Origin of the sequence: Candidatus Borkfalkia ceftriaxoniphila, assembly GCF_004134775.1 — a bacterium.
Classification (GTDB): domain Bacteria; phylum Bacillota; class Clostridia; order Christensenellales; family Borkfalkiaceae; genus Borkfalkia; species Borkfalkia ceftriaxoniphila.
In genome coordinates this window covers 1,780,542-1,806,891 of the sequence record NZ_SDOZ01000002.1, presented here as the reverse complement: position 1 = coordinate 1,806,891, position 26,350 = coordinate 1,780,542, and the positions used below count along the sequence as shown (strand labels likewise).

General features: G+C 54.3%; 21 protein-coding genes. 4 read left to right on the top strand and 17 right to left on the bottom strand.

Annotated features, from left to right (window positions below):
• Positions 1–19: 19 nt before the first annotated feature.
• The 13 genes from ESZ91_RS08105 to ESZ91_RS08045 form a co-directional block, all read right to left on the bottom strand.
• Positions 20–1,984 (bottom strand): hypothetical protein, encoded by a 1,965-nt coding sequence (locus ESZ91_RS08105; RefSeq protein ID WP_129225967.1) that lies wholly within the window; start codon positions 1,982–1,984, stop codon positions 20–22.
• A gap of 24 nt (positions 1,985–2,008) precedes the next feature.
• Positions 2,009–2,728, bottom strand: a complete 720-nt coding sequence (gene pduB / locus ESZ91_RS08100) for a microcompartment protein PduB (RefSeq protein WP_129226289.1) — start codon at positions 2,726–2,728, stop codon at positions 2,009–2,011.
• A 73-nt stretch (positions 2,729–2,801) separates the two neighbouring features.
• Positions 2,802–5,474, bottom strand: coding sequence for a calcium-translocating P-type ATPase, PMCA-type (locus tag ESZ91_RS08095; RefSeq protein WP_129225965.1), 2,673 nt, complete (start codon positions 5,472–5,474; stop codon positions 2,802–2,804).
• 321 nt (positions 5,475–5,795) lie between these two features.
• Positions 5,796–6,299: a transcription repressor NadR gene (locus tag ESZ91_RS08090; protein WP_129225963.1), complete on the bottom strand. Its 504-nt coding sequence runs from the start codon at positions 6,297–6,299 to the stop codon at positions 5,796–5,798.
• A 25-nt stretch (positions 6,300–6,324) separates the two neighbouring features.
• Entirely contained in the window at positions 6,325–7,179 is an 855-nt protein-coding gene (nadC, locus tag ESZ91_RS08085) for a carboxylating nicotinate-nucleotide diphosphorylase (RefSeq protein WP_129226287.1), read from the bottom strand.
• The gene (locus ESZ91_RS08080; RefSeq protein WP_407923390.1) at positions 7,175–8,452 is read right to left on the bottom strand and encodes an L-aspartate oxidase; all 1,278 of its coding nucleotides are present in this window, start codon (positions 8,450–8,452) and stop codon (positions 7,175–7,177) included. The genes nadC and ESZ91_RS08080 overlap by 5 nt, the downstream gene beginning before the upstream one ends.
• Positions 8,453–8,454: 2 nt before the next feature.
• Positions 8,455–9,369, bottom strand: coding sequence for a quinolinate synthase NadA (nadA, locus tag ESZ91_RS08075; protein ID WP_129225959.1), 915 nt, complete (start codon positions 9,367–9,369; stop codon positions 8,455–8,457).
• 127 nt (positions 9,370–9,496) lie between these two features.
• The gene (locus tag ESZ91_RS08070; RefSeq protein WP_407923389.1) at positions 9,497–12,199 is read right to left on the bottom strand and encodes an ABC transporter ATP-binding protein/permease; all 2,703 of its coding nucleotides are present in this window, start codon (positions 12,197–12,199) and stop codon (positions 9,497–9,499) included.
• A gap of 40 nt (positions 12,200–12,239) precedes the next feature.
• The gene (locus ESZ91_RS08065) at positions 12,240–12,707 is read right to left on the bottom strand and encodes a MarR family winged helix-turn-helix transcriptional regulator (protein WP_161971101.1); all 468 of its coding nucleotides are present in this window, start codon (positions 12,705–12,707) and stop codon (positions 12,240–12,242) included.
• A gap of 194 nt (positions 12,708–12,901) precedes the next feature.
• A complete protein-coding gene (locus ESZ91_RS08060) occupies positions 12,902–13,090 on the bottom strand; it encodes a hypothetical protein (RefSeq protein WP_129225953.1) in 189 nt (62 codons plus the stop codon).
• Between the two features lie 5 nt (positions 13,091–13,095).
• Complete coding sequence (locus ESZ91_RS08055) at positions 13,096–13,854, bottom strand: NYN domain-containing protein (protein ID WP_129225951.1); 759 nt, start codon at positions 13,852–13,854, stop codon at positions 13,096–13,098.
• Between the two features lie 92 nt (positions 13,855–13,946).
• A complete protein-coding gene (locus tag ESZ91_RS08050) occupies positions 13,947–15,785 on the bottom strand; it encodes an ABC transporter ATP-binding protein (RefSeq protein WP_129225949.1) in 1,839 nt (612 codons plus the stop codon).
• Positions 15,778–17,544 (bottom strand): ABC transporter ATP-binding protein, encoded by a 1,767-nt coding sequence (locus ESZ91_RS08045; RefSeq protein ID WP_129225947.1) that lies wholly within the window; start codon positions 17,542–17,544, stop codon positions 15,778–15,780. Before ESZ91_RS08045 ends, ESZ91_RS08050 begins: the two co-directional genes overlap by 8 nt.
• A gap of 172 nt (positions 17,545–17,716) precedes the next feature.
• Between ESZ91_RS08045 and ESZ91_RS08040 the strand changes: the two genes are divergently transcribed.
• From ESZ91_RS08040 to ESZ91_RS11730, 3 genes are all read left to right on the top strand, one after another.
• A complete protein-coding gene (locus tag ESZ91_RS08040; protein ID WP_129225945.1) occupies positions 17,717–18,163 on the top strand; it encodes a MarR family winged helix-turn-helix transcriptional regulator in 447 nt (148 codons plus the stop codon).
• Between the two features lie 105 nt (positions 18,164–18,268).
• Positions 18,269–18,856: a LemA family protein gene (locus ESZ91_RS08035; protein ID WP_129225943.1), complete on the top strand. Its 588-nt coding sequence runs from the start codon at positions 18,269–18,271 to the stop codon at positions 18,854–18,856.
• A gap of 10 nt (positions 18,857–18,866) precedes the next feature.
• Entirely contained in the window at positions 18,867–20,702 is a 1,836-nt protein-coding gene (locus tag ESZ91_RS11730) for a DUF2207 family protein (RefSeq protein WP_129225941.1), read from the top strand.
• Positions 20,703–20,743: 41 nt separating this feature from the next.
• On the opposite strand, the gene ESZ91_RS08025 is transcribed toward ESZ91_RS11730, so the two are convergent.
• The 3 genes from ESZ91_RS08025 to ESZ91_RS08015 form a co-directional block, all read right to left on the bottom strand.
• A complete protein-coding gene (locus tag ESZ91_RS08025; protein WP_129225939.1) occupies positions 20,744–21,574 on the bottom strand; it encodes a tRNA 2-thiocytidine biosynthesis TtcA family protein in 831 nt (276 codons plus the stop codon).
• A gap of 1 nt (position 21,575) precedes the next feature.
• The gene (gene cmk / locus ESZ91_RS08020) at positions 21,576–22,400 is read right to left on the bottom strand and encodes a (d)CMP kinase (protein ID WP_129225937.1); all 825 of its coding nucleotides are present in this window, start codon (positions 22,398–22,400) and stop codon (positions 21,576–21,578) included.
• A 110-nt stretch (positions 22,401–22,510) separates the two neighbouring features.
• Positions 22,511–24,598 (bottom strand): glutamine synthetase III family protein, encoded by a 2,088-nt coding sequence (locus tag ESZ91_RS08015; protein WP_129225935.1) that lies wholly within the window; start codon positions 24,596–24,598, stop codon positions 22,511–22,513.
• A gap of 222 nt (positions 24,599–24,820) precedes the next feature.
• Here ESZ91_RS08015 and ESZ91_RS08010 point away from each other — a divergent pair, with 222 nt between their 5' ends.
• Positions 24,821–25,048, top strand: a complete 228-nt coding sequence (locus ESZ91_RS08010; RefSeq protein WP_129225933.1) for a hypothetical protein — start codon at positions 24,821–24,823, stop codon at positions 25,046–25,048.
• Positions 25,049–25,086: 38 nt separating this feature from the next.
• On the opposite strand, the gene dinB is transcribed toward ESZ91_RS08010, so the two are convergent.
• Positions 25,087–26,349 (bottom strand): DNA polymerase IV, encoded by a 1,263-nt coding sequence (gene dinB / locus ESZ91_RS08005; RefSeq protein ID WP_129225931.1) that lies wholly within the window; start codon positions 26,347–26,349, stop codon positions 25,087–25,089.
• Between the last annotated feature and the right edge of the window lies 1 nt (position 26,350).

Here is a 26,350-nt window from a genome sequence, read left to right as displayed (position 1 = left end):
TTATAAAAAAAGATGCCCCCTAAACGGGAGGCATCATATCTTTGATTTGTTGCAGAATTTCGTCGGGAAGAATACCCGCATACAGGAGTGTCGGTCTGCCGCTGCCGCGCGACCATGCATCCGAAAGTTGAATATTTTCCGCCTGTGCTTGCCAATCGACGATGGCAACCGCGTCGGAGCCGTCGGCAAAGTAACTTTCGCTGTCGACATAAACGTTGTGACAAACAACGCCGTCCGCTACGCTGCCCATGCCCGACATTGCTTCCAAATCGACATCGCCGACCACGGATCCCTCGATCCAACCTTCCCCGCCGCCGTTCAAGGCTGCCAGCGCGAACGCGCTGTCGGCTATGATGAAAGCCCCGCATACCTCCGCGTCGGAAATTTCGCAATCGTACAATCTGGCGCATATGCCGCCCGCTAATGCGCGGTACAGATCGCCCATATACGACTCGTTGCGGATCTCGCCCGAAAATTTACAGCCACGGATCTCGCTCTTTGTCATCACGCCGTCGAGCAAGTCGGAATAGGAACCGTATTCTACCCCGGCGTCCCCGACGATCCCGCCGAAGTACGTATATTCGCCGATGGGCATATCCGCCCGCTCGGGAAAGGAAATGACGCCGCTGAATGCGGACATCATCAGATTGCTGCGCCACAATTGACCTACAATGCCGCCCGCGATCAGCGCGGAATAAATATTCGCGTCGCTCTCGCAGCCCGCGATGACCGCCTCGTCGCAGCGCCCCACGACGCCGCCCGCGACAATACCGCTCTCTATTTTCCCGCTGAATTTACAATTCAGCATGACGCTCCGGCGCAATTCGCCCACCACGCCGCCGAGCATACCGACGCGCGGATACACCGTGGGGCTTTCTCCGAAAAGCCCCAGATCGCTCGTGACGCTGCAACCTTCTATATAACTCTGGTTCGCAAATCCGACGAGCCCGCCCATATTGCTGAACGACCAACTGCCGCTTTCGAAATTTTCTTTTCTGCCCTGTACCAGTTTACAGTCGGTCACTACGCAGTTCTGCGCAAAACCGACGAGCGCGCCCACCGTGCGGGTGTAACGCACTTCGACGCGGTAATCTTCCAAGGTCACGTTTTTGAATTCACAGTTTTCCGCATAGCCGAAAAGCCCGACGCCTTCCGACTGATAACTCCAATCGAATCGCTGTATGGAAAGGCGGGCGATCTTGAAGCCGTTTCCGTCAAAATGGCTGCGGAAAGGATATGCGGCCGTGCCGATGGGTTTCCAACGGTCTACGGGCGCATTTTCGCCGTTCTGATATTTTTCGCCCGTATCCACGGCGGAAAGGTCGATGTCGTTCGCCTGTCTGAAATAAGTGCCCGCAGGATATTCGATCATATCGAGCAGCATTTCCGCGTTGTAGATGAGATAAGGATTTTCCTCCGTGCCGTCCCCCGTGCGCGTGGGAAGAACGACGGGCTTATACTCGTCGGCAATGGTCACGTAATAACGGATGGAAAGATCGCTCATGATGACGATATCGTCGATACCGTATGTATCGGTCACGCCGTCGTAGACGAGTTCGACGGAAAACGTCACGGTCTTTTCCTTGCGGTCGCGTTCGGTATTTCCAAGCACGCCGTCGGAATTTCTGTATTTGATCCCGTTGATGACGACCGTATAGATAAAATCGACGGTATCTTCCAGATCGATGAGCGTCACGTCGATATAAAACGTGTCGCCCTCTTTAAGATACGCGGCGGAAGAAACCGCCCGCAAAGACGATTCCTTTTTTGCCGCCGTGCCGCGAAAGGTACAACTGTACAGTTCGACGGTGTCGCTCACGGAAAAATCATCGTCCTTGTCGTCCGGCTTTTCCGTTTCGTCCTCTTTGCCGCCGCCCTCGACCTGATCGGTCGGCGGGCGGTTTGCCTCGATCCTTTTATCCGCGCACCCTGCAAAACCGAGCGCCAGCACGCAGACCAACAAAAACACCAGTATTTTTTTCATAATTCCCTCTTTCCTTATTATATGTCATCCAAGATAGGAAGTTCCCGGAACGTTCGGATAACTCCCCATCGCGATCAAAAGTTCCAACCCCAACTGCCGCGCGGAGAGCACGGCTTCTTTTACATTGTCCGCTTTGCCCGAAAACGCGAGGATCACTTCGTTGGAGTGCCGCGTTCCCTTGTCGGGCGTCATGTAGTTGACGATCTCCACTTCCGCCGCCTTGACGGCGTTATCCGCCATCACCAGCCCGATGGACGCGGGCGAGCCCGCCAAAAAGCCGAACGCCTGCCCGAGTTTTGCGCCGAACGCCTTTTCGAGCACCTTGCCCGCACTCGAAGAATAGGCGAATTCCAGATGCCCCGCCTCGCTGATATACAATTCCCCTGCATACTTATCGGTGAGCGAAAGCGCGATCTCGATCGCCCTTCTCACGTCGGAGGGCGTATCGCCGCCGATGACGGCGTAATTTCCGTGCCCGCCCCAGCCTTTCGTGTCGCGCGGCAGTTCGACGGAAAGAATTTCGGTATTCGTGGACTTGACCGCCTCGTCCAGCGCGGTGAGTTGCCCCGCCGCGCCCGTGCGCGAACTGTACACGCCGAGCGAGCGGTATTTCATACCCAAACCCATCTGCCGTAACAATTGTTCGTCCGCGCCGCTGATGACGAGGCCGATGGTATCTAAAACGGCGGTCCCGACAAATTCGGTGCGCGTGCAATTTTTGGAAATAGAAGTCACATCCATGATAAACACATTGTAACAGATTGTATCATAAAAGTCAAGATATTGAAAAAATCCCCCGAAAAATCGGGGGATCTTGTTAATTTGTTTTCTTTTTCCCGAACAGGCGTTCGACGAGTTTGACCAATTCGTTCAAAAGGACGATACTGAAAGCGAGCGCGACGACTTTGAGCCACATGAGCGCATCCAGCGGCACGGTGTCGAAGAACAGCCCGCCGAACTGCGTGATGACGACCTGCAAGGCGAACGTGACGGCAAAACTCAACAGCATCAGTCTGTTTTTGAAGAGATTTTTGAAGATGCTCTCTTTGCCGAGTTCGCGGCAGTTGAAGGCGTTAAACAGTTGGAACAACACGAACAGCGTAAAGATGACGGAGGACATCATCGCCTCGTTCCCTTCGGGCACGCCGAGGAAGTTGAAAAGGTGCTGCATAAGGCATATCACGGAAACGTAAACGCCGTTGAGCACGATGCGCCGCAGCATTTTCGCGGACACGATGCTCTCGCCGCGCGCCGTGGGCTTGTTTTTCATGAGATTGTCGCTCATCGGCTCCAATCCGAGCGTCAGCGCGGGCGGGCCGTCCATGATAATATTGATCCACAGAAGTTCGAGCGCGGTAAAGGGCATTGTAAAATCCGGAATAATTAAACGAATGATGACGGACGCGAAAACCATGATAAAGGAAGACACGTTGACGGTCAGTTGAAACTGGATAAAGCGCTTGAAATTTTCGTAAATGCCCCTGCCCCACTTGACGGTGGTGGCGATGGTGGAAAAGGAATCGTTCAAGAGCACGATATCGCTCGCCTCTTTGGAAACTTCCGTCCCCGAAATGCCCATGGCGATGCCGACGTCGGCATTTTTGAGGGCGGGCGCGTCGTTGATGCCGTCGCCCGTGACGGCGACCACGTTGCCCTTGGATTCGAGTTCCTTGACGACGCGCATTTTCAGAAGCGGCGTGCTGCGCGCGATGACGCGGATCTTGGGCAGAACGTCCGAAAACTCCTCGTCGGAGAGCGATTCGAGCGCGGACGCTTCCACGGCGATATGCTCCTCGTCCAATATGTTCAGTTCGCGCGCGATGGCGGAGGCGGTCACGATGTTGTCGCCCGTGAGCATCTTGATGTCGATGCCCGCGCTCTGGCAGGTCTTGACCGCGTCGTACACCTCGGCGCGCAGCGGGTCGGTGATCGAGGCGAACCCGTCGAAAATCAGCCCGCTCTCCGCGTCCTCGCGGTCTTTCGGGCGGGACGGCACGACTTTATGCGCAAAGGCAAGCACGCGGCACGCCTTTTCCTGCTGGGCGGTAATTTCTTTTTCCGCGTTCTCGCGCTCTTTCTCCGTCATGTTACAGAGGGAAAGAATCTTTTCGGGGCTGCCCTTGGAGTACACGACGATCCCCTTGTCCGTTTCCACGGCGGTGGTCATGTTTTTGGTATCCGAAGAGAAAGGATACAGGTCGCACACTTTCGCCGCGGCGCGCACTTCCTTGTAGGCAAGCCCGCACTTTTCGGCATTGACGAGCAGCGCGCATTCGGTGGGATTGCCCACGAAGGTGACGCCGTTCTCGTTTTCGAAGAGATCCGCCGTACTGTTGATACAGCAGTTTTGCAGCATGAGAGGATCGCACGTTTCGCCCGCGCCGCGCATCTTTCCGTCGGTATACGCGCCCACGACGGTCATGCGGTTTTCGGTGAGCGTACCCGTCTTATCCGAACAGATGACGTTGATACAGCCGATGGTCTCGCAGGCGATCATCTTTTTGACGAGCGCGTTCTGTTTCGCCATGCGCGCGATATTGATGGATAGGGAGATCGCCACGATGGTGGGAAGGCCTTCGGGCACCGCCGCCACGATGAGCACGATGCTGGTGATGAAAATATTGCTCACGCTCTCGAAAGATGCCGCCCCCTGCACGCACAGGACGATGAGTTGAATGATAAAGATGAGCGCAGCCGCCGCCGAACCGATCAGGGTGATGACCTTGCCGAGGCGCGCCATTTTTTCCTGCAAGGGCGTCTGACCGCCCTTGTCCGTCTGGATCTCGCGCGCGATCAGCCCGAACTCGGTATTGTCGCCCACGTTCGTGACGACCATTTTACCCGTGCCGCCCGTGATGAAACAGCCCGAATAGAGCATATTTACCCGCTCCGCAACGGGTACGTTTTCCGATTCGAATACCGCGTCCGCGTTCTTTTCCACGGGCATGCTCTCGCCCGTGAGCGAGGATTCGTCGCACAGAAGGGATTTGCTTTCCAAAAGCCTGCCGTCCGCGGGGATCTTGTTGCCCGTTTCCACATAGACGATATCGCCGGCGACGATCTCCTGTTGGGGAACGTACTGCACCACGCCGCCGCGCACTACTTTGATCTCGATGCCCTCTTTGATCTTGTTGAGTTCCGCGAACGCCTTGGCGCTGCGGCCTTCCATGACCACGGTCAGGACGACGGACACGGCGATCGCAAAGACGATGCCGATGACCTCGAAAAAGTCGCCCGTTCCGGGGTTCTGCACTTCGCGCACGATGTTCACCGCCATGGTGATGATCCAGGCGAAGATGAGCAGGATGAGCATGGGCTCGGTCGCCGCCTCGAAGATGCGGCGGAAAAGCGATTTGGGCTTGGTACGGGTAAATTCGTTCGTGCCGTATCTTTCGGCGTTGCGCTTTACCTGTTCGGGCGAAAGCCCCGACCGGGCGTCTGATTCGAAATCTCTTACCACGGACTCCGTGTCCGTATTGAAAAATGCCACTACTACTAACCTCCCGACGGTAAAAACAAAAAACTCACGCACGCAGACGCGTACATGAGTTCAAAACAAGCGAAAAAAGACGAAAATGATCCCATGTAAACGTTTTGTGCGTTACATGAGTCTCATTATTTAAGACAAGCCTATGCCTGACGGCACGGGTTGTAGACTTGCCACGCCCAAAAGAAATTACGGGCGCTAACTACTCCCTCACGAGTTATTTTTTTATTATTATATTACACGGCGGCGCAAAAGTCAACGAAATCGCCGAGGTTGCCGCCAAATTTTTCCGCACCTTACGATTTTGCGCTTTTCCGCCGCTTTTTAAACTTTAGGTATGAGAAAACCGCGCACGCGGAGACTCTCTTCGATGCCGTCGAGCACCGCTTCGCTGTCGGCGCTGACCGTGTGGTAATGATAGTCGGAAGTGATGCGTTTGAGCGGCGTGGATTTTCCGCTTTTCAGTTTTTCCACCATTTCCTCCACCTGCGCGCGCGCATGCACGCGCATATCCGCGCTGATGCGCCCATACACCTTGTGGTTGACGAAAACGTCCTCCACCGTTCCGCCCGCGTCGACGATGAGCAGCAATTCTTCCGCCGTCTCTTCGTCGGTGTGCCGCACCTTGAATACGCGCTCACAGCGCTTTTCGGAAAGGATATAGCCGCGGTTGGTGGCGATGACGGGGTGACCGCCCGCGCGCAGAAGGGCGATATCCTGCACGATCACCTGTCGGCTCACGCCGAATTTTTCGGAAATTTTCGTTGCGGAAAGCGGAGCCTGACCGAGAGCGTTCAGGATCCCGCGCCGCCGTTCTTCACCGTTCAATCTTCCTCCCTCCTCATCGTTACTCTTACCGTACGGGATGCAGATTTTTCAAGGATACGTCCAGAATGGGCGCGGAATGCGTGAGCGCGCCCGACGACACGATATCCACGCCGATATCCGCAAGGCGGGAAATATTTTCCAGGGTGACGTTGCCCGAACACTCGACGATCGCGCGATGGTCGATATAGCGCACCGCCTCGCGCATTTCCTCGTCCGTCATGTTGTCCAGCATGATGATATCGGCGCCCGCTTCCACGGCGTCTTTCACCATCTGCATATTTTCCGTTTCCACCTCAATTTTCATCACGAAGGAGGCGTACTCTTTGGCGGCTCTGACCGCCTGTTTCACGCCGCCCGCCGCGCCGATATGATTATCTTTGAGCAGAATGGCGTCCGAAAGGTTATAGCGGTGGCTGCCGCCGCCCCCGACGCGCACGGCGTATTTTTCGAATACGCGCATATTGGGCGTGGTCTTGCGCGTATCCACGAGGCGGATCCCCGTCCCTTTCAACAGACCGCAAAGGCGCGCGGTGTACGTGGCGACGCCGCTCATGCGCTGCAAATAGTTGAGCGCGGTGCGCTCGCCCGTCAAAATGGCGCGCATATCGCCGCGCACTTTGGCGAGAAGATCGCCCTTTTTCACGCGGTCGCCGTCCTTTTTCAGATATTCCACCGTCACGCGGTCGCTGAGCAGCGAAAACACGCGCCCGAACACAAAGAGCCCCGCGATGACGCCCTCTTCCTTAGCGATCAGATCCGCCTCGCCTTCCGCGTATGCGGGCAGCACGCACGCCGTCGAAACGTCCTCGTTGGTCACGTCCTCTTTGAGCGCCATTAAGATCAGATCGTCCGCATGGATCTTTAAAGTAATTTCGTCAATCATATTGTTCCTCCTCCTGCATTGCGTCGAGTACCGCGCGCCGGTTTTCTTCTTTGAGCGCGGCGTAGTTTTCGTATCGGGAAAGATCAACGGCGGGCATAGAGTCGGAAACGCCGTTTAAAGCCATCGTTTCCGCCGCCCGTTTCGCCCAGATCAGGCTTTCCAAAAGCGAATTGCTCGCCAAGCGGTTTTTGCCGTGTACGCCGTTGCAAGCGGTCTCCCCCGCCGCGAACACGCGCGGCATGGAAGTTTCGCCCTTCCCGTTCACGGCGATGCCGCCCATAAAATAATGCTGGGCGGGCACGATGGGGATCGGCTGCCGCATCAGGTCGTATCCCTCTTCCAGACACCGCGCGCGTATGGTGGGAAAATGTTCGGCGATCATCTTTTCGCCGAGCGGCCTTACGTCCAGCCAGACGTGTTTCAGATTTTGTTCCTTCATCTTCGCGTAAATGGCGGCGGTGACGATGTCGCGGGGCAAAAGTTCGTTGACGAACCGTTCGCCCTTGCCGTCCAGAATAAACGCGCCTTCGCCGCGCACCGATTCGGAGATGAGAAAGCGCCTGCCCGCCTTTTCCGAATAAAAGGTGGTGGGGTGGATCTGCACGTAATTCAAGTGCTGCGTTCGTATCCTGTGTTTAAGTGCGATCGCCACCGCGTCGCCCGTCAGCAGGGAGAAATTCGTACTGTTTTCGTACAGTCCGCCCACGCCGCCCGCGGCGAGCAGGACGTTATCCGCATAGACGGGGAAAATTTTTGAATCTTTCCTCACGACAACGCCGCGGCAGACGCCCTTTTCTTCGACGACGTCAAGCATTTCGGTATATTCGGAAAAGGAAATATTTTTGCGCGATCTCGCTTCCCGCAGCAGTTTGCTCGTAATTTCGCGGCCCGTGACGTCGTCGTGAAAGAGAATGCGCGGACGGGAGTGCCCGCCCTCGCGCGTAAAGCGCAGCGCGCCCGTTTCGTCGCGGGCGAATTCCACGCCGAACCCTATAAGATCGTCAATGATCTCGGGAGAAGAGCGGATCATCTGTTCGACCGCCCTCTCGTCGTTTTCGAAATGTCCCGCACGCATGGTGTCCTTGAAGTAGGCGTCGAAATCCTCTTCGCCGCGCAGCATACAAATGCCGCCCTGCGCGAGATAAGAATCGCTTTCGTCCAGCGCGCCCTTGCTCAAAACGAGCGCCTTTGTAGCGGCGGGAAGATTGAGGGCGCAGAACAGCCCCGCAACGCCCGCGCCCGCGATGACGGCGCCGTATTTTTTTTCGATATTCATTTTCGTTCGGCAATCTCCAACATGGCTTTGAGAGGTCTTAACGCGTTTTCCGCGACCGATGCCGCGAGCGTCACTTCCCCGCAGCCGCTTTCCAGACAGGAAAGCACTTTATCGAGGGTGATCGTCTTCATATCGGGGCAGCACATGCCGCCTTCGGTCGTATAAAAGAATTTCTCGGGGCAGGCGTTTTTCAACTCGAACAGCACGCCGTTTTCCGTGCAGACGATAAATTCGCGCGAGGCGCTTTGCCTTGCGTATTCGATAATGCCCGCCGTGCTGCCCGTGTACGACGCGAGCGCGAGAACGCCCGCGCGGCATTCGGGATGCGCCAGAACTTCCGCGCGCGGGTGCGCCGCCTTTGCCGCAAGCACGGCGCTTTCGCGCAGGTTTGCATGAATGGGACAGCAGCCGCCGCAAAAGAAAAATTTCTTTTCGGGAAGAAAGGACGCGATATAATGCCCCAGATTATCGTCGGGAATGAACAGAATATTTTTTTGTTTGAGCGCGCGCACGATTTTGAGCGCGTTGGAAGAAGTCACGCATACGTCGCAGTGCGCTTTCAACTGCGCGGTGGAATTGATATAACAGACCACCGCGAGATCGGGCACGCTCTTTTTGAGTTCTTCGATCTGTCCGATGCTCGCCATGTGCGCCATGGGGCAATCGGCGGAAAGTTCGGGAAGGAGCACCTTTTTATCGGGATTGAGGACCTTCGCGCTCTCGCCCATAAACTGCACGCCGCAGAATACGAGCACGTCCGCCTTGGTTTCGGCGGCGACTTTCGCCAAATAAAAACTGTCCCCCACAAAGTCGGCGGCTGACTGCACCTCGTCGGGCACATAATAATGCGCCAGTATCACGGCGTTTTTTTCGGTTTTCAGCCGCTGTATCTTCGCTTGTACACTTTCCAAAATTTTTTCCTGCCTTTGATGGAATCCAAAATACTATACACTAAAATTTGACAACTGTCAAGACAATCGGGCGTCGTTTATAAAAACAAGCGGCGCAAAAACTCGCGCCGCCTGCAAACGTATGAAATTATTCGGTACGGAGGGCGATGACGGGATCTTTTTTCGCCGCCGCACTCGCAGGGATCAGCCCCGATACGAGGGTGAGCACGACGCTGACCAGAATCATGATCCCCGCCTGGTACAAGGGCAGCGAAGCCAGCCCCGCAATGCCCGTGAGAGGCGTCAGGATCAGGTTGACGATGAGGCACAGCGCGTAGGACACGAGCACGCCGATGAGCCCCGCGCACAGCCCGATGATAAAGGTTTCGGCGTTGAACACATGCTTGATATCGCGTTTCCGCGCGCCGATGGAGCGCAGAACGCCGATTTCCTTTGTTCGCTCTACCACCGAAACGTAGGTGATCACGCCGATCATGACCGAGGAAACCACGAGCGAAATGCCCGTAAACGCCACCAGAACATAGGTGATCGCGTCGAGTATGGTCTGCACGATAGACATCATCAAGCCGATCTGGTCGGTGTATTGAACGACGTTGCCCTCGTCGCCCAGTTTTTCCTGTTCGTCGTTCCAGGCGTCGAGATAATTGAGAATATTGTCTTTGGTTTCGAAATCTTTGGCATACAGCGCGATCGAGGTCGCCGTATCGTTGCCGCCGAAAGCGCGGATTGCGCTGTTCCAGGCTTCCTCGTTTTCATAGCGGGTAGCGGGAGGGTCGGCTTTCCAGTCGTCAAGCGAATAGGCGAGATATTTGATAAGATTGGTTATGCAGGGAACTTTGTAGACCGTACCCGATTCGCTCGTTGCAATCCCCTTTCCTTCCGTTGTCATCCACTCGATGATCTTGGATTTCAGACTGTTGGCGCGCAGTTTGTTCACCAACGCTTCGGTGCAGTTCAGCCCCGAGGAAAGGCAGCCGTAATTCATGTCCTCTTTGGGACGCAGGATGCCGACGATATTCAGATTGATACCCTCGCTCTCGCTTGCATCGAGCGAATCGCGTTCATAGGCGTAAGTATACGGAAATCCGAAATAATTCGCGACTACGTCTGCAATGTTATCGGTTGTGGGATTGGTGGCGGATTTGTCCGTATCGGGATAAATCGTGTCGTTATAATAGAGAGTAAATTGTTTGTTGAGCACGGTTTCGAAATCGATGGAGATCTCTTCGTCCGTTTTGTCCTCCCCTTCCTCTTTATCGGTGAAAAGGCCTAAAAATTCTTCCTGCGACAAAAATCCCAACTGCGCGAGCACCAAGTCGGTGACTTCGTTTTTCGAATCGATCACGAGCACGATCTCATCCTCGCTCTCGGGCATTTTTCCCTCGATGACCTCGTACTGGGAGAGCACGTACTGTCCGTAATCGTCGGACGTAAGATCGTCCGTGCCGGGCATCTTGCTGAATGTGGAACCCAGCGAGGACAGGAGCGACGCCATCGAAGAATATTCGGCGGCCGCGTCGGAATTGAGCAGCATGCTGTAATAATCGTAGATCGCCCTGACCGACCAGTTTTTGCTCTGCCCCTTATCGTCCGAAGTATCTGGCGTCAGCACGCCGGGATTGATCTCCACTTCGGTATATAAGTTCTCGTTGAGCGACATGCCGTACCCGTACTGGATCGCGCCGTACAGCGAGGGATCCATGGCGGCAATGTAATCGAGATATTCCCGGGTGATATTGTTTTTCACCGTCATGCCTTCGGAAAGTTTCGTAAGGAAAGAATTGACGTACACCTTATCGTCCATGCGGTCGAGGTCGGGTTTCATCATGCCGTTCATCATGTTGTTCATGATGGTTTCGTAATCCATGGTCGTTTCGGTCACTTGTATGGGATAGGCGGAAAGCATATCTTCTTCCGTTCTGGTTATGTAACCGCCGAACCCGCTGGAAAGCGCGAGCACGAGGCACACGCCGATAATGCCGATGCTGCCCGCGATGGAAGTGATCAGCGTTCTGCCCTTTTTCGTCAGAAGGTTTCGGCCGCTCAGTCCGAACGCGGTGAGAAAAGACATGCTCGTCTTTTTCTGTTTTTTTCCTTTGACTTTGGGCTGTTCCGCGAGCGGCGCGGCGATCTCTTCTCCCGTTTCGTCCTCGACGAAAGGATCGCTGTCGTCCACCACTACGCCGTCCGTGAGGCGCACGATACGCGTGGAATATTGCTGGGCGAGTTCGGGGTTGTGCGTGACCATGATGACCAGTCGTTCGCCCGCGATCTCCTTGATGAGATCCATGATCTGCACGCTGGTATCCGAATCGAGCGCGCCGGTCGGTTCGTCGGCGAGCAAGATCTCGGGATCGTTGACCAGGGCGCGCGCGATGGCGACGCGCTGCATCTGCCCGCCCGAAAGTTGGTTGGGCTTTTTATCGATATGTTCTTCGAGCCCCACGCGCACGAGCGCCTGCCGCGCGCGTTCCTTGCGCTCCGCCGCGGAGATGCCCGAAAGGGTGAGCGCAAGTTCCACGTTTCCCAGAACCGTCTGATGCGGAATGAGATTGTACGATTGAAATACGAATCCGATACTGTGATTGCGGTAAGCGTCCCAGTCTTTGTCGTTGTAATTTTTGGTGGAAGTACCGCGGATGACGAGATCGCCGCTCGTATAGTGATCCAGCCCGCCGATGATATTCAGAAGGGTGGTCTTGCCGCAGCCCGAATGTCCGAGAACGGACACGAATTCGTTTTTGCGGAAAGAAAGACTGACGCCTTTGAGCGCGTGCACGACGGTATCGGCAACTTTATAGTCCTTGACGATGTTTTCCAGTTTCAGCATTGCTTTTGCCATAATAATTTCTCCGTTATTTATTGTCCGTTTAAACGATGGGGATCGTTTCCGCGTACTGGTCCTTGATCTCGCTCAGCGCGTCGATAAAAATATTGGTGACGCGTATGAAATCTTCCATTTCCTTTTCCCCGATCTTGGCGATCAGTTTTTCGAAAAAGAAATTGGTTTCGCCGCGCAGTTTTTCATAGTATTTGTAGGCGTCGGAACTCAGTTCGATGTAGGCGATTTTGCGGTCCTTTTCGTCCGCGACGCGCCGCACGATATTTTTCTCTTCCAGTTTGTTCACCATCTGCGAAACCGCCGAGCGCGTGATGCCCAGCCTTCTGGCGATCTCGCTCGAGATCAGTTTCTGTCCTTGTTCGGACGCGACGACGACCTGCTTCAAAAGTTGTAATTCCGAACTGTTGAAAGGGATCTTTTTGCTGAACAGCCTCATCTCTTCGAACTTTTTGCAGATCGAATAGATTTCCTGCATCGTCTTATTATTATCTAACATATTTGCCTCCCCTCCTCGCTTCATTTGTTAAGCTCTTAATCGTTTATTATGATACTAAATTGCTTAACAAAAGTCAAACGAAAAAACGTCGGTTAAGCGCATTTCACAGACTTTTCATGCGGCGCACATTTTGTGATGATTTGTCGCAAAAAGACGAAAAAAACGCCCGCTTTTCAACAAGCGGACGCCACATTTTACCAATCCTGTTTTTTCAGAGAATTGCTCTTCACGTCGTCGTAATAGGAAAAATATTTTTCCTTGTAGGAGCGATCCCGTTCGTTCTCCCGCCCCAGAAGGCGCGTAAGTTCCTCCACGGTAAAGTCGGAAAGATCCACTTCGCCGTCGTATTCGGAAAATAATTTGTAAAGGTCGCGTTCGGACAAATTTCTCACCTCTTTTTCATGCGTTTCAGGTACATGGTGGTGCCGTCCACCTCGGTAAAACTTTCGTATTTATTGAGCGTGGGCAATATTTTTTCCATCAGTTTTTTAAAAGAGTTGCACTCGTAGTTTTTGGGAATGAAGTCGGCGTGTTTCTGTTTCATTTCCGCGCTGACGCGGGCGTAGTACGCCTTGCCGTCGTTATCGTCGATGAGCCGCTCGATGATCTTGATGAGATCGTCGCGCTTTTTGCGCTCGGCAAGTTCCGCCTTGTCGGGCACGGGCGGCGCGGCTTTTTTGCCCGTACCGCTCTTTTTCTGTTCCTTTTCGGCGCTCTCGCCGTTGTCGAGATAGACGTATTCGCTGAACGCGTTTACGAACGCGGGATTGACGTTCCTTCCGCCCATGCCCACCACGACTTTATTGCGCTCGCGAAGTTCCTGCACCAGCCGCGTGAAGTCGCTGTCGCCGCTCACAAGACAGAAAACGTCGATATCCTTTTCGAAGAGCACGACCATGGTCTGAATGATGAGCGCGATGTCGCTGCAATTTTTTTTGCTCACGATGCCGAATTGCTGCTCGGCGGTGATGGAATAGCGGTTGATCTCCTCGCGCCAATTTTTCAACGCTGCTTTCGACCAGTCGGCGAAGATGCGCTTGACGATGATATCGCCGTAGTTCGACGCCTCGTCGAAGATCTGTTTGGCGTTGCCCGCCCCTACGTTTTCCGCGTCGATAAAGACCGCCACGTTTGTATTTCTCGGCATAATTCACTCCTATATCTTCATTATAACACTCGGGCGGGCGCGCTGTCAAACGAAAACGGCGGCGGGAAACTTCCCGCCGCCGCAAACGGCTCTTACGCCGCGTTTTCGAACTGAGAATTGTAGAGGTCGGCGTAGAAGCCTTTCTTTGCCAGAAGTTCCTCGTGCGTGCCGCTCTCGATGATGTCGCCGTCCTTCATGACCAAAATGAGATCGGCGTTCTTGATGGTGGATAGGCGGTGCGCGATGATGAACGACGTGCGCCCCTCCGTCAGTTTATCCATGGCGCGCTGGATGAGCACTTCCGTTCTGGTATCGACCGAACTCGTCGCCTCGTCCAAAATGAGCATGGGCGCGTTTTCGACCATGGCGCGCGCGATGGTCACGAGTTGTTTCTGCCCCGCGGACAGATTGGCTTTGTCGCTCATCACGGTATCGTAGCCTTCGGGCAGCGTCATGATAAAGTGATGCAGCCCCACTGCCTTGCACGCCCGCACGACGTCCTCGTCGGAAACGCCCTCTTTACTGTACACCACGTTTTCGCGGATGGTGCCCTCGAACAGCCAGGTATCCTGCAAGACCATACCGAACAGATCGTGCACGTTCGCGCGGGTGAGTTCGTCCGTGGGCACGCCGTCGATCTTGATATCGCCTTGATTGACTTCGTAAAAGCGCATTAAAAGATTGACCATGGTCGTCTTGCCCGCACCCGTGGGACCGACGATGGCAACTTTCTGTCCCGCTTTGGCGATCGCGGAAAAGTCGTGAATGATGGTCCTGTCCTCGTCGTATCCGAAAGTGACGTGTTCGAAGGCGACCTCGCCTTTGACGTTTTCGGGCAAAAGTTGAACTTTCTTGTCTTTCTCGTCGGAAAGTTCTTTTTCGCCCAAAAATTCGAATACGCGCTCGCTCGCAGCCGCCGCGCTCTGCATGCTGGTAAACGCCTGCGCAAGTTGCGAAAGAGGCGAAGTGAACAGTCTGACGTACAGCGTGAACGATATCACGACGCCGAAACTCATGCCCTTGGAAACGAGCACCGCGCCGACGACGCACACCGCCACGTAACCCAAATTTCCGATAAAGTTCATGAGAGGCATCATCAGTCCCGAAAGAAACTGCGATTTCCACGCACTCGAATAAAGGTTGCGGTTGATGGAATCGAACTCGGCCTTGACCTGTTTTTCGGCGTTGTACGCCTTGACGACGTTGTGCCCCGAATAGACCTCCTCCACGTGCCCGTTGAGATCGCCGAGATACCGCTGCTGGCGCATAAAGTATTTCTGCGATTTGCCCATGATAAGGAACATGAACACGAACCCGATCAGGCTCGCGACGATGGCGGTGACCGCCATGATCGCGTTGGTGACGAACATCATGATGACGCTGCCGATGAGCATGACGACGGCGGTAAACACGGTCACGAGCGACTGATTCAGCGTCTGACCGATGGTATCCACGTCGTTGGTAACCCGGGAGAGCACGTCGCCCACGCTGTTGGAATCGAAATATTTGAGGGGCAGCAAGTTGATTTTTTTGGAGATCGCGCGGCGCAGCCCCTGCGAGTTTTTCTGCGTGACCGTCGCCATGATGACGCCCTGCAAGTACGAGCAGAGCAATCCCACCGAATAGATGACGACGAGGAAGATACATACGGAAGTGACTTCCTGCAAGTTCACATCGCTCAAAATCCACTGTAAACTGTTCTCATCGAAATCGAAAGACGCTTGGATCAGATTGGTCAGATCGCCCAGTTTGTTGGGACCGATGAGATTGAGCACGGTGCCCGCGACGGCGAATAAGAGCGCAACAATGATGGGTACGATAAACGGTTTTATGAAACCGTACAGTTTTCCGAGCGCTTTTTTAAAATCTTTGGGCTTTTCCGCTACGGCGGGGCCGGGTCCCATGGGTCCGCGGTGTCTGTTATTACTCATTTTCCAGTTCCTCCTTCGAAAGTTGGGAGTAGGCGATCTCTCGGTACACTTCGCACGATTCCATCAGTTCCTTATGCGTGCCCTTGCCGACCACTTTGCCCTCGTCGAGCACGACGATGCAGTCCGCGTCGCGGATGGTGCCGATCCGCTGCGCCACAATCAGAGAAGTCGCGTCGCCCGTCTGTTGTTTGAGCGCCGAACGGAGCACCTTATCCGTCTTATAATCGAGCGCGGAAAAGGAATCGTCAAAAATGTATATTTCGGGACGACGGTAGACCGCCCTCGCGATGGCAAGACGCTGTTTCTGCCCGCCTGACACGTTGGTGCCGCCCTGGGCGATGTGCGCGTCGTATTGTCCTTCCATATTTTCCACGAACTCCTGCCCCTGCGCGATGGCGACGGCGCGTTTTACGCCTTCTTCGGAATACTCCAGTCCCTTCTTTTCGCCGTAGGTCACGTTGTCCTTAATGGTGCCGCTGAACATGACGGCACGCTGCGGCACATAACCGATCTTATCGTGCAGCGCGTCGAGGGTGTAATCTTTGACGTTGACGCCGTCGATCAGAATTTCCCCTTCCGTCGCGTCGTAAAATCGGGGCACGAGATTGATGAGCGTCGATTTTCCGCTGCCCGTCGAACCGATAAAGGCGACCGTTTCCCCTTGTTTGGCGGTAAAACTCACGTTTTCGAGCACGTATTCCGAGGCGTCGGGATATTTGAAGGAAACGTTTTTAAACACCACATTGCCCTGCCCGCCCTCTTTGGGGGACTGCGTCACCGTGCCGCCCTTGATCTGCGCCTCGGTAGAAAGCACTTCGTTGATACGGCGCACCGAAACCATGGCGCGCGGCAGGATGATAAAGATCATGGCGAGCATCATGAAGGCGGAGACCACCATCATCGCGTAGCCCGAATAAGCCGCCATCTGCGAAAACATTTCTGCACGGCCGGGTCCGTCGGGAACGCCGCCCACAAGATAAGCGCCGATCCAATAAATGGCGAGGGATAACCCGCTCATCAATATCGTCATGAACGGGGATACGATCGCCATCGAACGGCTGGTAAACAGTTGCGTGTTGGTCAGATCGTCGTTCGCCTTTTCGAATTTCTTTTCCTGATACCCTTCCGCATTGTAGGCGCGCACCACGCGCACGCCCGACAGGTTTTCGCGCGTGACCGCGTTGAGGTTATCCGTCTGTTTCTGCACTTTTTTGAATTTGGGAAAGACGATGACGAGAATGAAGAGCATCATCAGCACCATCGCAATGACCGCCGCCGCGGTGGCGACAGACCACTGCCAGCTCTTGCCCGAAATTTTGACGATCGCCCAAACCGCCATGATAGGCGCCTTGATGACCACCTGCAATCCCATGGAAATGAGCATCTGCACCTGCGTGACGTCGTTGGACGTTCGGGTAATCAGGCTCGCCGTGGAAAATTTATTGATCTCTTCCATGGAAAAACTCTCCACTTTTTCGAAGAGCTGCCCTCTGAGCCTGTAAGAGAGCGCCGCGGCGATGCGCGCCGTGAAATACCCGACGATGACCGCGCCGAGCGCGCTCCCCAAGGCGCAGGCGAGCATGATGCCGCCGTTTTTCCATATTTCCGCCATCCCCGCGTTAGAGATGGCCAACGCGGTGATCTTCTGCATATAATCGGGCAGCAACAGCTCCAGCCATACCTGCAAAACGATAAAGCCCAGCGACAGAACGGCGTACAGCCATTCCTTGGGTTTCAGATTTTTGAGCAATCGTAACATAAGCACTCCTTATTTTGCGCCTTTCGCGAAAGATTACGCAATAAATTATAACACGCTGAAAAAATACTGTCAAATGCTTCATATGTGTTAAATATAAATATTTGTGAAATATTAGTGAAATGATTTGACTTTTCCGTCGGTTGAGATTATAATAAAATACGAGGTCAGACAAATGAAGGAAGAAAAAATCAGACAGATCATCGACAATTTATGGTATATGGCATTGAAATCGCGCAAGCACATGGACGAACCGCGGCGCGCGGCGCATGAGAGAACCGTGGCGCACCATCAGATCTTCTGCCTTGCGATGCTGCGGGATACGGGCGGAGGCTCGATGAGCGAACTCGCGCGCAAGATGGGCGTTTCCAGCCAGCAGATGACGCGCGTCGTCAACGATCTGGAAAATCTGGGCTGTGCCAAGCGATATATCGACGAAAACAACCGACGCCACGTATTGGTGAAAATCACCGAAGAGGGCGAACGGACGCTGGACGCGCAGTTCAAGGCGGCGTACGATTACATGGCGCATAAGTTCGAGATATTTTCGGACGAAGAACTGGACGAGTGTCTCTGTCATCTCGCGGCGCTCACAAAATACTGGGACAGATTGCAGGACTGACGGGGAGCGGATTCGCTCCCCTTTTTTCATATTTCGGGCGATGATTGACAAACGTTCGGTAATACTATATAATGAACTTAACATAGTATCGGGAGGTATCGAAAAATGTTTTACTTATTATTGCCCGGATGGGTCGTGCCCACCATCATCGGCGGCGTCATCGCCCTCGTCGTCATCATTCTCATCGGCGTCATCGTCGGGGCATATAACGCGTTCGTACGGATGCGCAACACCTGCGAGGAAGCATGGGCGACCATCGACGTATATCTGAAAAAGCGCTACGATCTGATCCCCAATCTCGTGGAAACGGTCAAAGGCTATGCAAAACACGAGAGCGGCACGCTGGAAAAGGTCGTCGCGGCGAGAAACGCGGCGATGAACGCGCAGGGCGTCGAGGCAAAGGCGGAAGCGGAAAATATGCTTTCGGGGACTTTGAAATCTCTATTTGCGCTGAGCGAGGCGTACCCCGATCTGAAAGCGAACGCCAATTTTATCGATCTGCAGAATCAACTCAAACAGATCGAGAGCGAACTCGCCAACGCGAGGAAGTATTACAACGCCACGGCGCGCCAGATCAATACCAAAATGCAGTCTTTCCCCAGCAATATCGTCGCGCACTTCATGCACCTTTCCAAATTCTCTTATTACGAGATCGAAGAGGAAGCGCGCCAAAACGTGAAAGTACAGTTCTGACGGCTTCGCCATGAAAAACAAAATCGGATTATTCGTTTCCGTCTGCGTTATGATGGCGGTGTTTATAACGCTCGCGGGCGTATTGCCCTCGCTTTCGTCCGAACCGCCGCGGGCGGACGATTCGTTTACCGTCAAAAGTTACGACGCGACGTACGAATTCGAACACGACCGCACGTTCGGCGTTTCGCTCGACTTAGTCGTCGAGTTCAACCGCAACGGCAAGCACGGCATCATCGTCGACCTTCCCTACAATTCGGGGGAATCGTACCGCGACATTGAGTCAGACTCGCATATCGAAGTCAAGAGAGACGCGAAAAATTTTATTTCCGTCTATCTCTATTTCAGCGAAACGGGCACGGCGCCCGTACACACGCCGCTCGAACTCAGCCTGTTTTACAGAATGAGCGTGCCCGTCGCGACGGATATAAAGCAACTGAGCCTCAACGTTTTGGGTTCGGGCTGGACGGCCGAGATCGAAAGCATGCGCGCGAAAGTCATTTTGCCCGAGACGCCCGCAAGTACGGCGGGCTGGCGCGGAACGAATTCTTCGATCGATCTGACCGTAAAAGAAAACGTGATTTCGGTGACGGCGCAGGATCTCAGGCCCTTTACGCCCGTGACTTTCGACATGAATATGCGCACGGACGCGCTGGGCGGCAGATACGTGGAGCCGTCGGTCTATATTTATATCGTCGTCGCACTGCTCTTATTGGCGGCGGTGATTTTGGCGAACGTATTCACGAAAAAAGAGAATATCGTGCCCGTCGTCAACTTTTCCACGGAAAAGGATCCGCTGTACGTGGGGCTCGTCATCGACGGGAAGACCAACCGCGAAGATCTGACGTCGCTCATATTTTACTGGGCGAACAAAGGATATATCCGGCTCAATCTAGAAAACGAGGACGACCCGATCCTTTTAAAGGATAAAAACCTGCCTGACGGCACGCCCGATTACGAGAGCATTTTGTTCGACGGCATTTTTTCTCGCGGCGACGAAGTGGCGGTGAGTTCGCTCAACGAATCTTTCTACACGACCGCAAACAGCGCCGTGAACGCCGCAAAGGCGCATAAAATGCCCTGTTTTAAATCGAAGATCACCGCTCTTTCCGTCTTATTCGCGCTCGCAGCCGCGCTTTTGGCGGCGCTGCCGCCGTTCATTGCGGCGCAAAACGTGCATCCGACCTTTATCAACGCGTGGGGATTTCTGATGTTTTTGCCCGTGATCGTCCTCGCGCCCCTCGGCGGCTATATCGTGCAGACCGAACTCAAATGGACGAAAGCGAAAAAGATCGGTTACGTCGTCCTGTTATTCGCGCTCGCGGCGGTTGCGGCAGCCGTTTACGGCATCTTTACGCCCGCGTACGTATTTCCCGTGTGGGCGCGGTTCGTCGTGGGAATACTCACGGCGGGCACGATGGCATTTTCCGCGCTCTATCGCCGCCGTACGCGCGAGTACGCCGAGGCGCTCGGCGGCATCGTGGGCTTCCGCGACTATATCCGCCTGGCGGAAAAAGATAAAATGGAAACGATGCTCGAAGAGAACCCCTCGTTTTATTACGACATTCTCCCCTACGCGCAGGTGCTGGGCGTTTCGGATATCTGGACGGATAAGTTTGCGGGGCTTTCGATGCAGCCGCCCTACTGGGCGATGAACACGCACGTGAGTCTGTTCGACGTTTACGTCATCCACTCACTTCTCCGCAGTACTTCCGCGACTTTGTCGCATTCCTTCCATTCGCTCCCGCAGGGCGCGAGCGGTAGCGGCGGCGGTTTCGGCGGAGGAGGTTTCGGTGGCGGCGGCTTCGGCGGTGGTGGCTTCGGAGGCGGCGGCGGACGCAGTTTTTAAGCGATGAAAAAGACTTCCCGTATTTGCGGAAGTCTTTTTTTTCACTCTTTTCTTTTGTATCTCTCGAGAAAGGGATATTCTTGTCCCTTCGTATCGAAAGAGATCAGCGTATCCGCGTGCACGTTGTACATACTGCGGAATATATTGATATCTACGTTATGATCTTCTTTTTTCAGCGCGGCGATCAGTTTTTTGACCGCAAGGCGCTTGGACGTTTCCTCTTTGTCGTTTTCGCAGGCTTCGGTAAACCGGCAGGCGCAGCGGAGAAATTCCAGATCGTTATAATTTTTCCAGGCGACGATATCGCACTCTTTGACGTAATACAGCGGGCGGATGAGTTCCATGCCCCCGAAATTTTTGCTCTTAATTTTGGGCGGCATGCCCTGCACCTGCGCGCCGTACAAAATACTCATCAGGAGCGTTTCGATCACGTCGTCGAAATGGTGCCCGAGCGCGATCTTGTTGCACCCCATCTTTTGCGCGCGGTCGTACAGAAAGCCGCGGCGCATACGCGCGCACATATAGCACGGATTTTTCCCGATCTCCGCCACCGCCTCGAAAATATCGCTCTCGAAAATTTCCGCGGGAATGCCCAGAATTTCGGCGTTGCGTTCGATGAGTTTACGGTTGGCGGGATTGTACCCGGGATCCATCACCAGAAATTTCAGTCCGAATTTCACGGGGCTGTGGCGCTGCAATTCCTGCATGCACTTGGCGAGCAGCATGGAATCCTTGCCGCCCGAAATGCACACCGCCACGTTGTCGCCCTCGTTGACCAATTCGAATTCCTTGCAGCCCTTTAAAAAGCGGCTCCATATGAGTTTGCGGTACTTGGTGATGATGCTGCGCTCGATCTCCTTGCTGCGTTCCATATCAGCCCTTTAAGCAGGCGGGAACGCGCGAAAAGGCGATGCCGCTCTCCTTTTCCCAGGTTTCGAGTTGCGCGCGGTATCCTTCCGCACAAAAATCTCCTTCGCCCTTTTGACAGGAAACGAGTTTTACGCCCCGCTTTACAAGGGACAAAAACTGCGTTTTCCCCGCAACGAGAAAGAAATCGCCGTCCCGCTCCGCGACGGCGATCTTGCCGTCCTCTTTCGGAGAAAGCGGGTAGATCCGTTTGGGAGAGAGCACGTATTTATCGAACTTTTTCCCTTCCCGCGCCATCTTATAATATTTGAGGACGGTGTCCGCTACTTTTTCGGGCGGCACGAAGGAAGTGTCCAGAACGAGGTCGTAGTTATCCATATTTTTGATATCCACGCCGTACATGGAAAGGTAGCGGCGGCTTTCGCTGGCGCGGCGCAGGCTGATGGACTCGATCGCCTCGTCGATGCTCGCGAACGGCTCGCTGTCGCGTTTGGCGTTCATGATGCGGCGCGCGGAGATCTCGGACATGGTCGTCATATACACGGCAAAGGAACTCGGCACGAAATGCCACGCGAGCCGCGAATCGATGACGAGGTTTTTATCCGAGTTTTCCAGCGCTTTCAGCCCGTTGTCGATCTCGTCGTCGATCTCGGGATGGTCTTCCATATAGCGGTTGAGTTCGTACGTGGTCATGCCGCGCTCCAGCGCGATCTTTCTCTGAATGGTGCCCGTCGAATAAAATTCCAGGCCGCACTTTTCTCCGATGATGCGGCCGACGGTGCTTTTTCCGCTCCCCAGATCGCCCGCGAGTGAAATTTTCATGCTTTCCATACTATTCCCTTTCAAACAATAATGTGTATTTTATCACAGATCCCGACCTTTGTAAATAATATGAGCCGCGTTTTCCATCGGATAAGCGCGGCTCGCTTTCGGATTTATTCTTAAACGCTGAACAAAATGTCGCCGTAAGTCGGGAAAGGCCAGTACTTTTTGGCGGTGACAAGTTCCATTTCGTCCGCAAACGCGCGGAGTTCGTTCATTGCGGGGATCACCTTTTCCGCAAAGAACACCGAGCAGACGGCGACGTCAGAACACGTCTTTGCCTCGGCGAGCAGTTTTTCGATCTCGTTCGCCTTATCGTACATGGATTCGTTGGCGGCGGAAAGTTTTTCGATGAGTTCGCATTCCGAGCGCACGGAAATAGTTCCGAAAACGGCGCGCTTTTCGCGCACGCACGCGCACAGATCGGTTATATAGGCGGCGACGGCGGGATAGATGTCCTTTTTCGCCATGTCCAGCATGGTGAGGCATTCGATATTGACGACCTTGCAGTAATTTTCCTGCATGATCTCCTGTCTGGATGCCGCTTCCCGCTCGGTAAACACGCCCATGCGGCGGAAGAGTTCGATATTTTTCGGCGCGGTGAAGTACGGCAGCGCTTCGGCGGTATTTTTAAGGTTTAAAAGCCCGCGCTTTTCCGCCTCGGCAGTCCATTCCTTGCAATAGTTGTTGCCGTTGAAAATGATGCGCTTGTGCTTTTTGATGGTATCCACGACCAGACGGTGCAGCGCCGCGTTGAAGTCGGGGGCGTTTTCGAGTATATCGGCAAATTCGCGCAGGGTATCCGCCACGATGGTGTTGATCATGATGTTCGGGCCCGCGATCGAAAACGTCGAGCCGAGCATACGGAATTCAAACTTGTTTCCCGTAAAGGCGAAAGGCGACGTGCGGTTGCGGTCGGTCGTATCCTTGGGAAGTTCGGGCAGCGTGTCCACGCCCAGTTTCATGATCTTTTTGCCGCGCCCCGCGGGTTTTTTATCCGCTTCCAGCGCTTCGACGATCTCTTCGAGTTCTTCGCCGATGAACACCGAAACGATGGCGGGAGGCGCCTCGTAGCCGCCCAGACGGTGGTCGTTGCCCGCGCTGGCGACGGAAAGGCGCAAAAGATCCTGATATTCGTCCACCGCCTTGATGACCGCCATGAAAAAGAGCATGAACTGCCCGTTTTCGGCGGGGGTGGAACCGGGATCGAGCAGGTTGACGCCCGTATCCGTCGTCATGGACCAGTTGTTATGTTTGCCGCTGCCGTTGATGCCCGCGAAGGGTTTTTCGTGCAGCAGGCAGTACAGATTGTGTTTGTGCGCCACCCTCTTCATGATGTGCATCATCATCTGGTTCTGGTCGCTCGCGACGTTCGTTGTGGTGAAAATGGGCGCAAGTTCGTGCTGGGCGGGCGCCGCCTCGTTATGCTTGGTCTTAGCGAGAATGCCTAACTTCCAGAGTTCTTCGTCCAGATCGCGCATGAATTCGCTCACACGGATCTTGATGGCGCCGAAATAGTGGTCTTCCAACTCCTGCCCTTTGGGCGGGCGGGCGCCGAACAGCGTTCTGCCCGCAAAGCGCAGATCCTTTCGCGCATAGTACATGGAGCGGTCGATGAGAAAATATTCCTGCTCCGCGCCCACGGTGGGCAGCACCGCCTTTGCGGTGGTGTTGCCGAACAGGCGCAATATCCTGAGCGCCTGCTTGTTGAGCGCGTTCATGCTCTTTAAAAGGGGCGTTTTTTTATCCAGGACCTCGCCGCTGTACGAACAGAAAGCGGTGGGAATGAACAGCGTACCGTCCTTGACAAAGGCAAAAGAGGTGGGATCCCACGCGGTATATCCGCGCGCCTCGAAGGTCGCGCGCATGCCCCCGCTGGGAAAGGAAGAGGCGTCCGGCTCGCCGCGCACGAGTTCTTTTCCCGAAAAGTCCATGATGACTTTGCCGTCCTTAGTGGGCGTGATAAAACTGTCGTGCTTTTCGGCCGTGACGCCCGTCATCGGCTGGAACCAATGCGTATAATGCGTCGCGCCCTTTTCCACCGCCCAATCTTTCATGGCGTTGGCGACGATATTCGCAAGACTGTTGTCCAGAGGCCTGCCCTCTTCGATGGTCTTTCTTAAAGACCTGAAGATATCTTTGGGCAGTTTATCCTGCATCACCTGCCAGTTAAAGACGTTTGAAGCGAACATTTCGGGTATGTTCATAAAAGATTTTATCTCCTTGGATTCGTTCGGTCTGTATGATAGAAAAATTATAGGTTAAAAACGCAATTTTGTCAAATAAATCGGGGGTGCGCAGGGAATTCTTGCGCGCATAAATCGGCAAATATGTTGACAAATGAAAGCATTTGTCATATAATTATCTTATAAAGCGCATGAAATATTCGCGCTCTTTGTAAAAACAAACATTTAGGAGGATATCGAAAAATGGCAAAAAGCGGAAAAGGCTATCTGAATGCGGGGCTCCCCTGGATCGTGAATCTGATCCTGGCGATCATTCCCTTTACAAGTTGGTTGCTCGGCGGTGTCACCCGTATCATCAGAGGACATCTCGTCGCGGGTATTTTACAACTCATCCCGCCCATTACGCTGGTATTCTGGATCCTTGATATCGTCGGCGTGGCGACCACCAACGATCTGAAATTTTACGCATAACAAAAACGAAAACGGCTGCGCCCTCGGCGCAGCCGTTTTTATTTGTCTTTGCCTTCGTCGCTTATGATCTCCCCTTTTTTCGGGCGCATGAGCCTGCCGCCCTTCAAATCCATGGTAAGGCTGGCTTTATCTTCGAACATGATGCCCCGCTGCAACTTTTCGTAGCCGTATTTGCTGCGGATCTTTTCCACTGCCTGCTCCGCGCGGGCTTTTTTTTCGTAATCGCCCGAGAGAAAACCGAACGTGAGTTGTTCCACGCCCTTATCGAAGCCCGAAACGGTGACGCCCAGCCCGCGCACCGCCCGCCGCAAAGCGTAATGTTCGCAAAAAAGCGCGTACGCTTCCTGCGCGATCTCGCCGCAAAGCGCGGTCGGACGCACTTTTTTCTGATAGGAATAGTCGTTCAGATCCCTGTCGCGCACCCATAAATGCACGGTATTCGCCTTGCCGAGGCCCGCGTCTTTGAGCCGAGAGGCGACGCTTTCGCTCAGAATATACAGCACCCGCTTGACGTCGGACAGATTGAGGATATCTTCGCGCCAGGTGGTGGAATTGCCGATGGATTTGAGTTCCTGCGCCTCTTCGATATGTCGCACGGGCGAATCGTCCTCGCCGCGCGCGTAAGTTGAAAGCGTCTGTCCCCACTTGCCGAGATAAGATTGCAGAAAGGCGGGTTCCGCTGCCGCCAGAGCGCCGATCGTGCGGACGCCGATCTTTTCCAGCCGCGCCGCCATCGACTTTCCCACGAACAAGAGGTCTGTGACGGGAAGCCCGTAGATCTTATCCCGAAAATTCGAACGGTCTACGACGGAAACCGCGTCGGGCTTTTTCAGATCGCTGGCGAGTTTCGCAAATACTTTGTTGAAACTCACCCCCACCGAAACGCTTAAACCCAGTTCTTCGCGCACGGCCCTGCGGATCTGTTCCGCGATCTCGTATCCGCTGCCGAACACGCCGCTTTTCGTCACGTCCAGCCAGCATTCGTCGATACCGAAAGGCTCGATGTGATCGGTAAAACGCCCGTAAATATCGCGGACTTCTTTCGAAAGTTTGGTATATACGGAAAAACGCGCGGGACGGATGACGAGATGAGGGCATTTTCTCTTTGCCTCCCAGATGACGTCTCCCGTGCGCACGCCGTATTTTTTCGCCTCTTCGCTCTTGGCGAGCACGATGCCGTGGCGCGCCTTTTCGTCGCCGCACACGGCGAGCGGCTTATTCTTAAATTCGGGAAAGAGGATACATTCCGCCGATGCGTAAAAATTATTCAGATCGGAATGAAGGATCACTCGGTCGGGCATA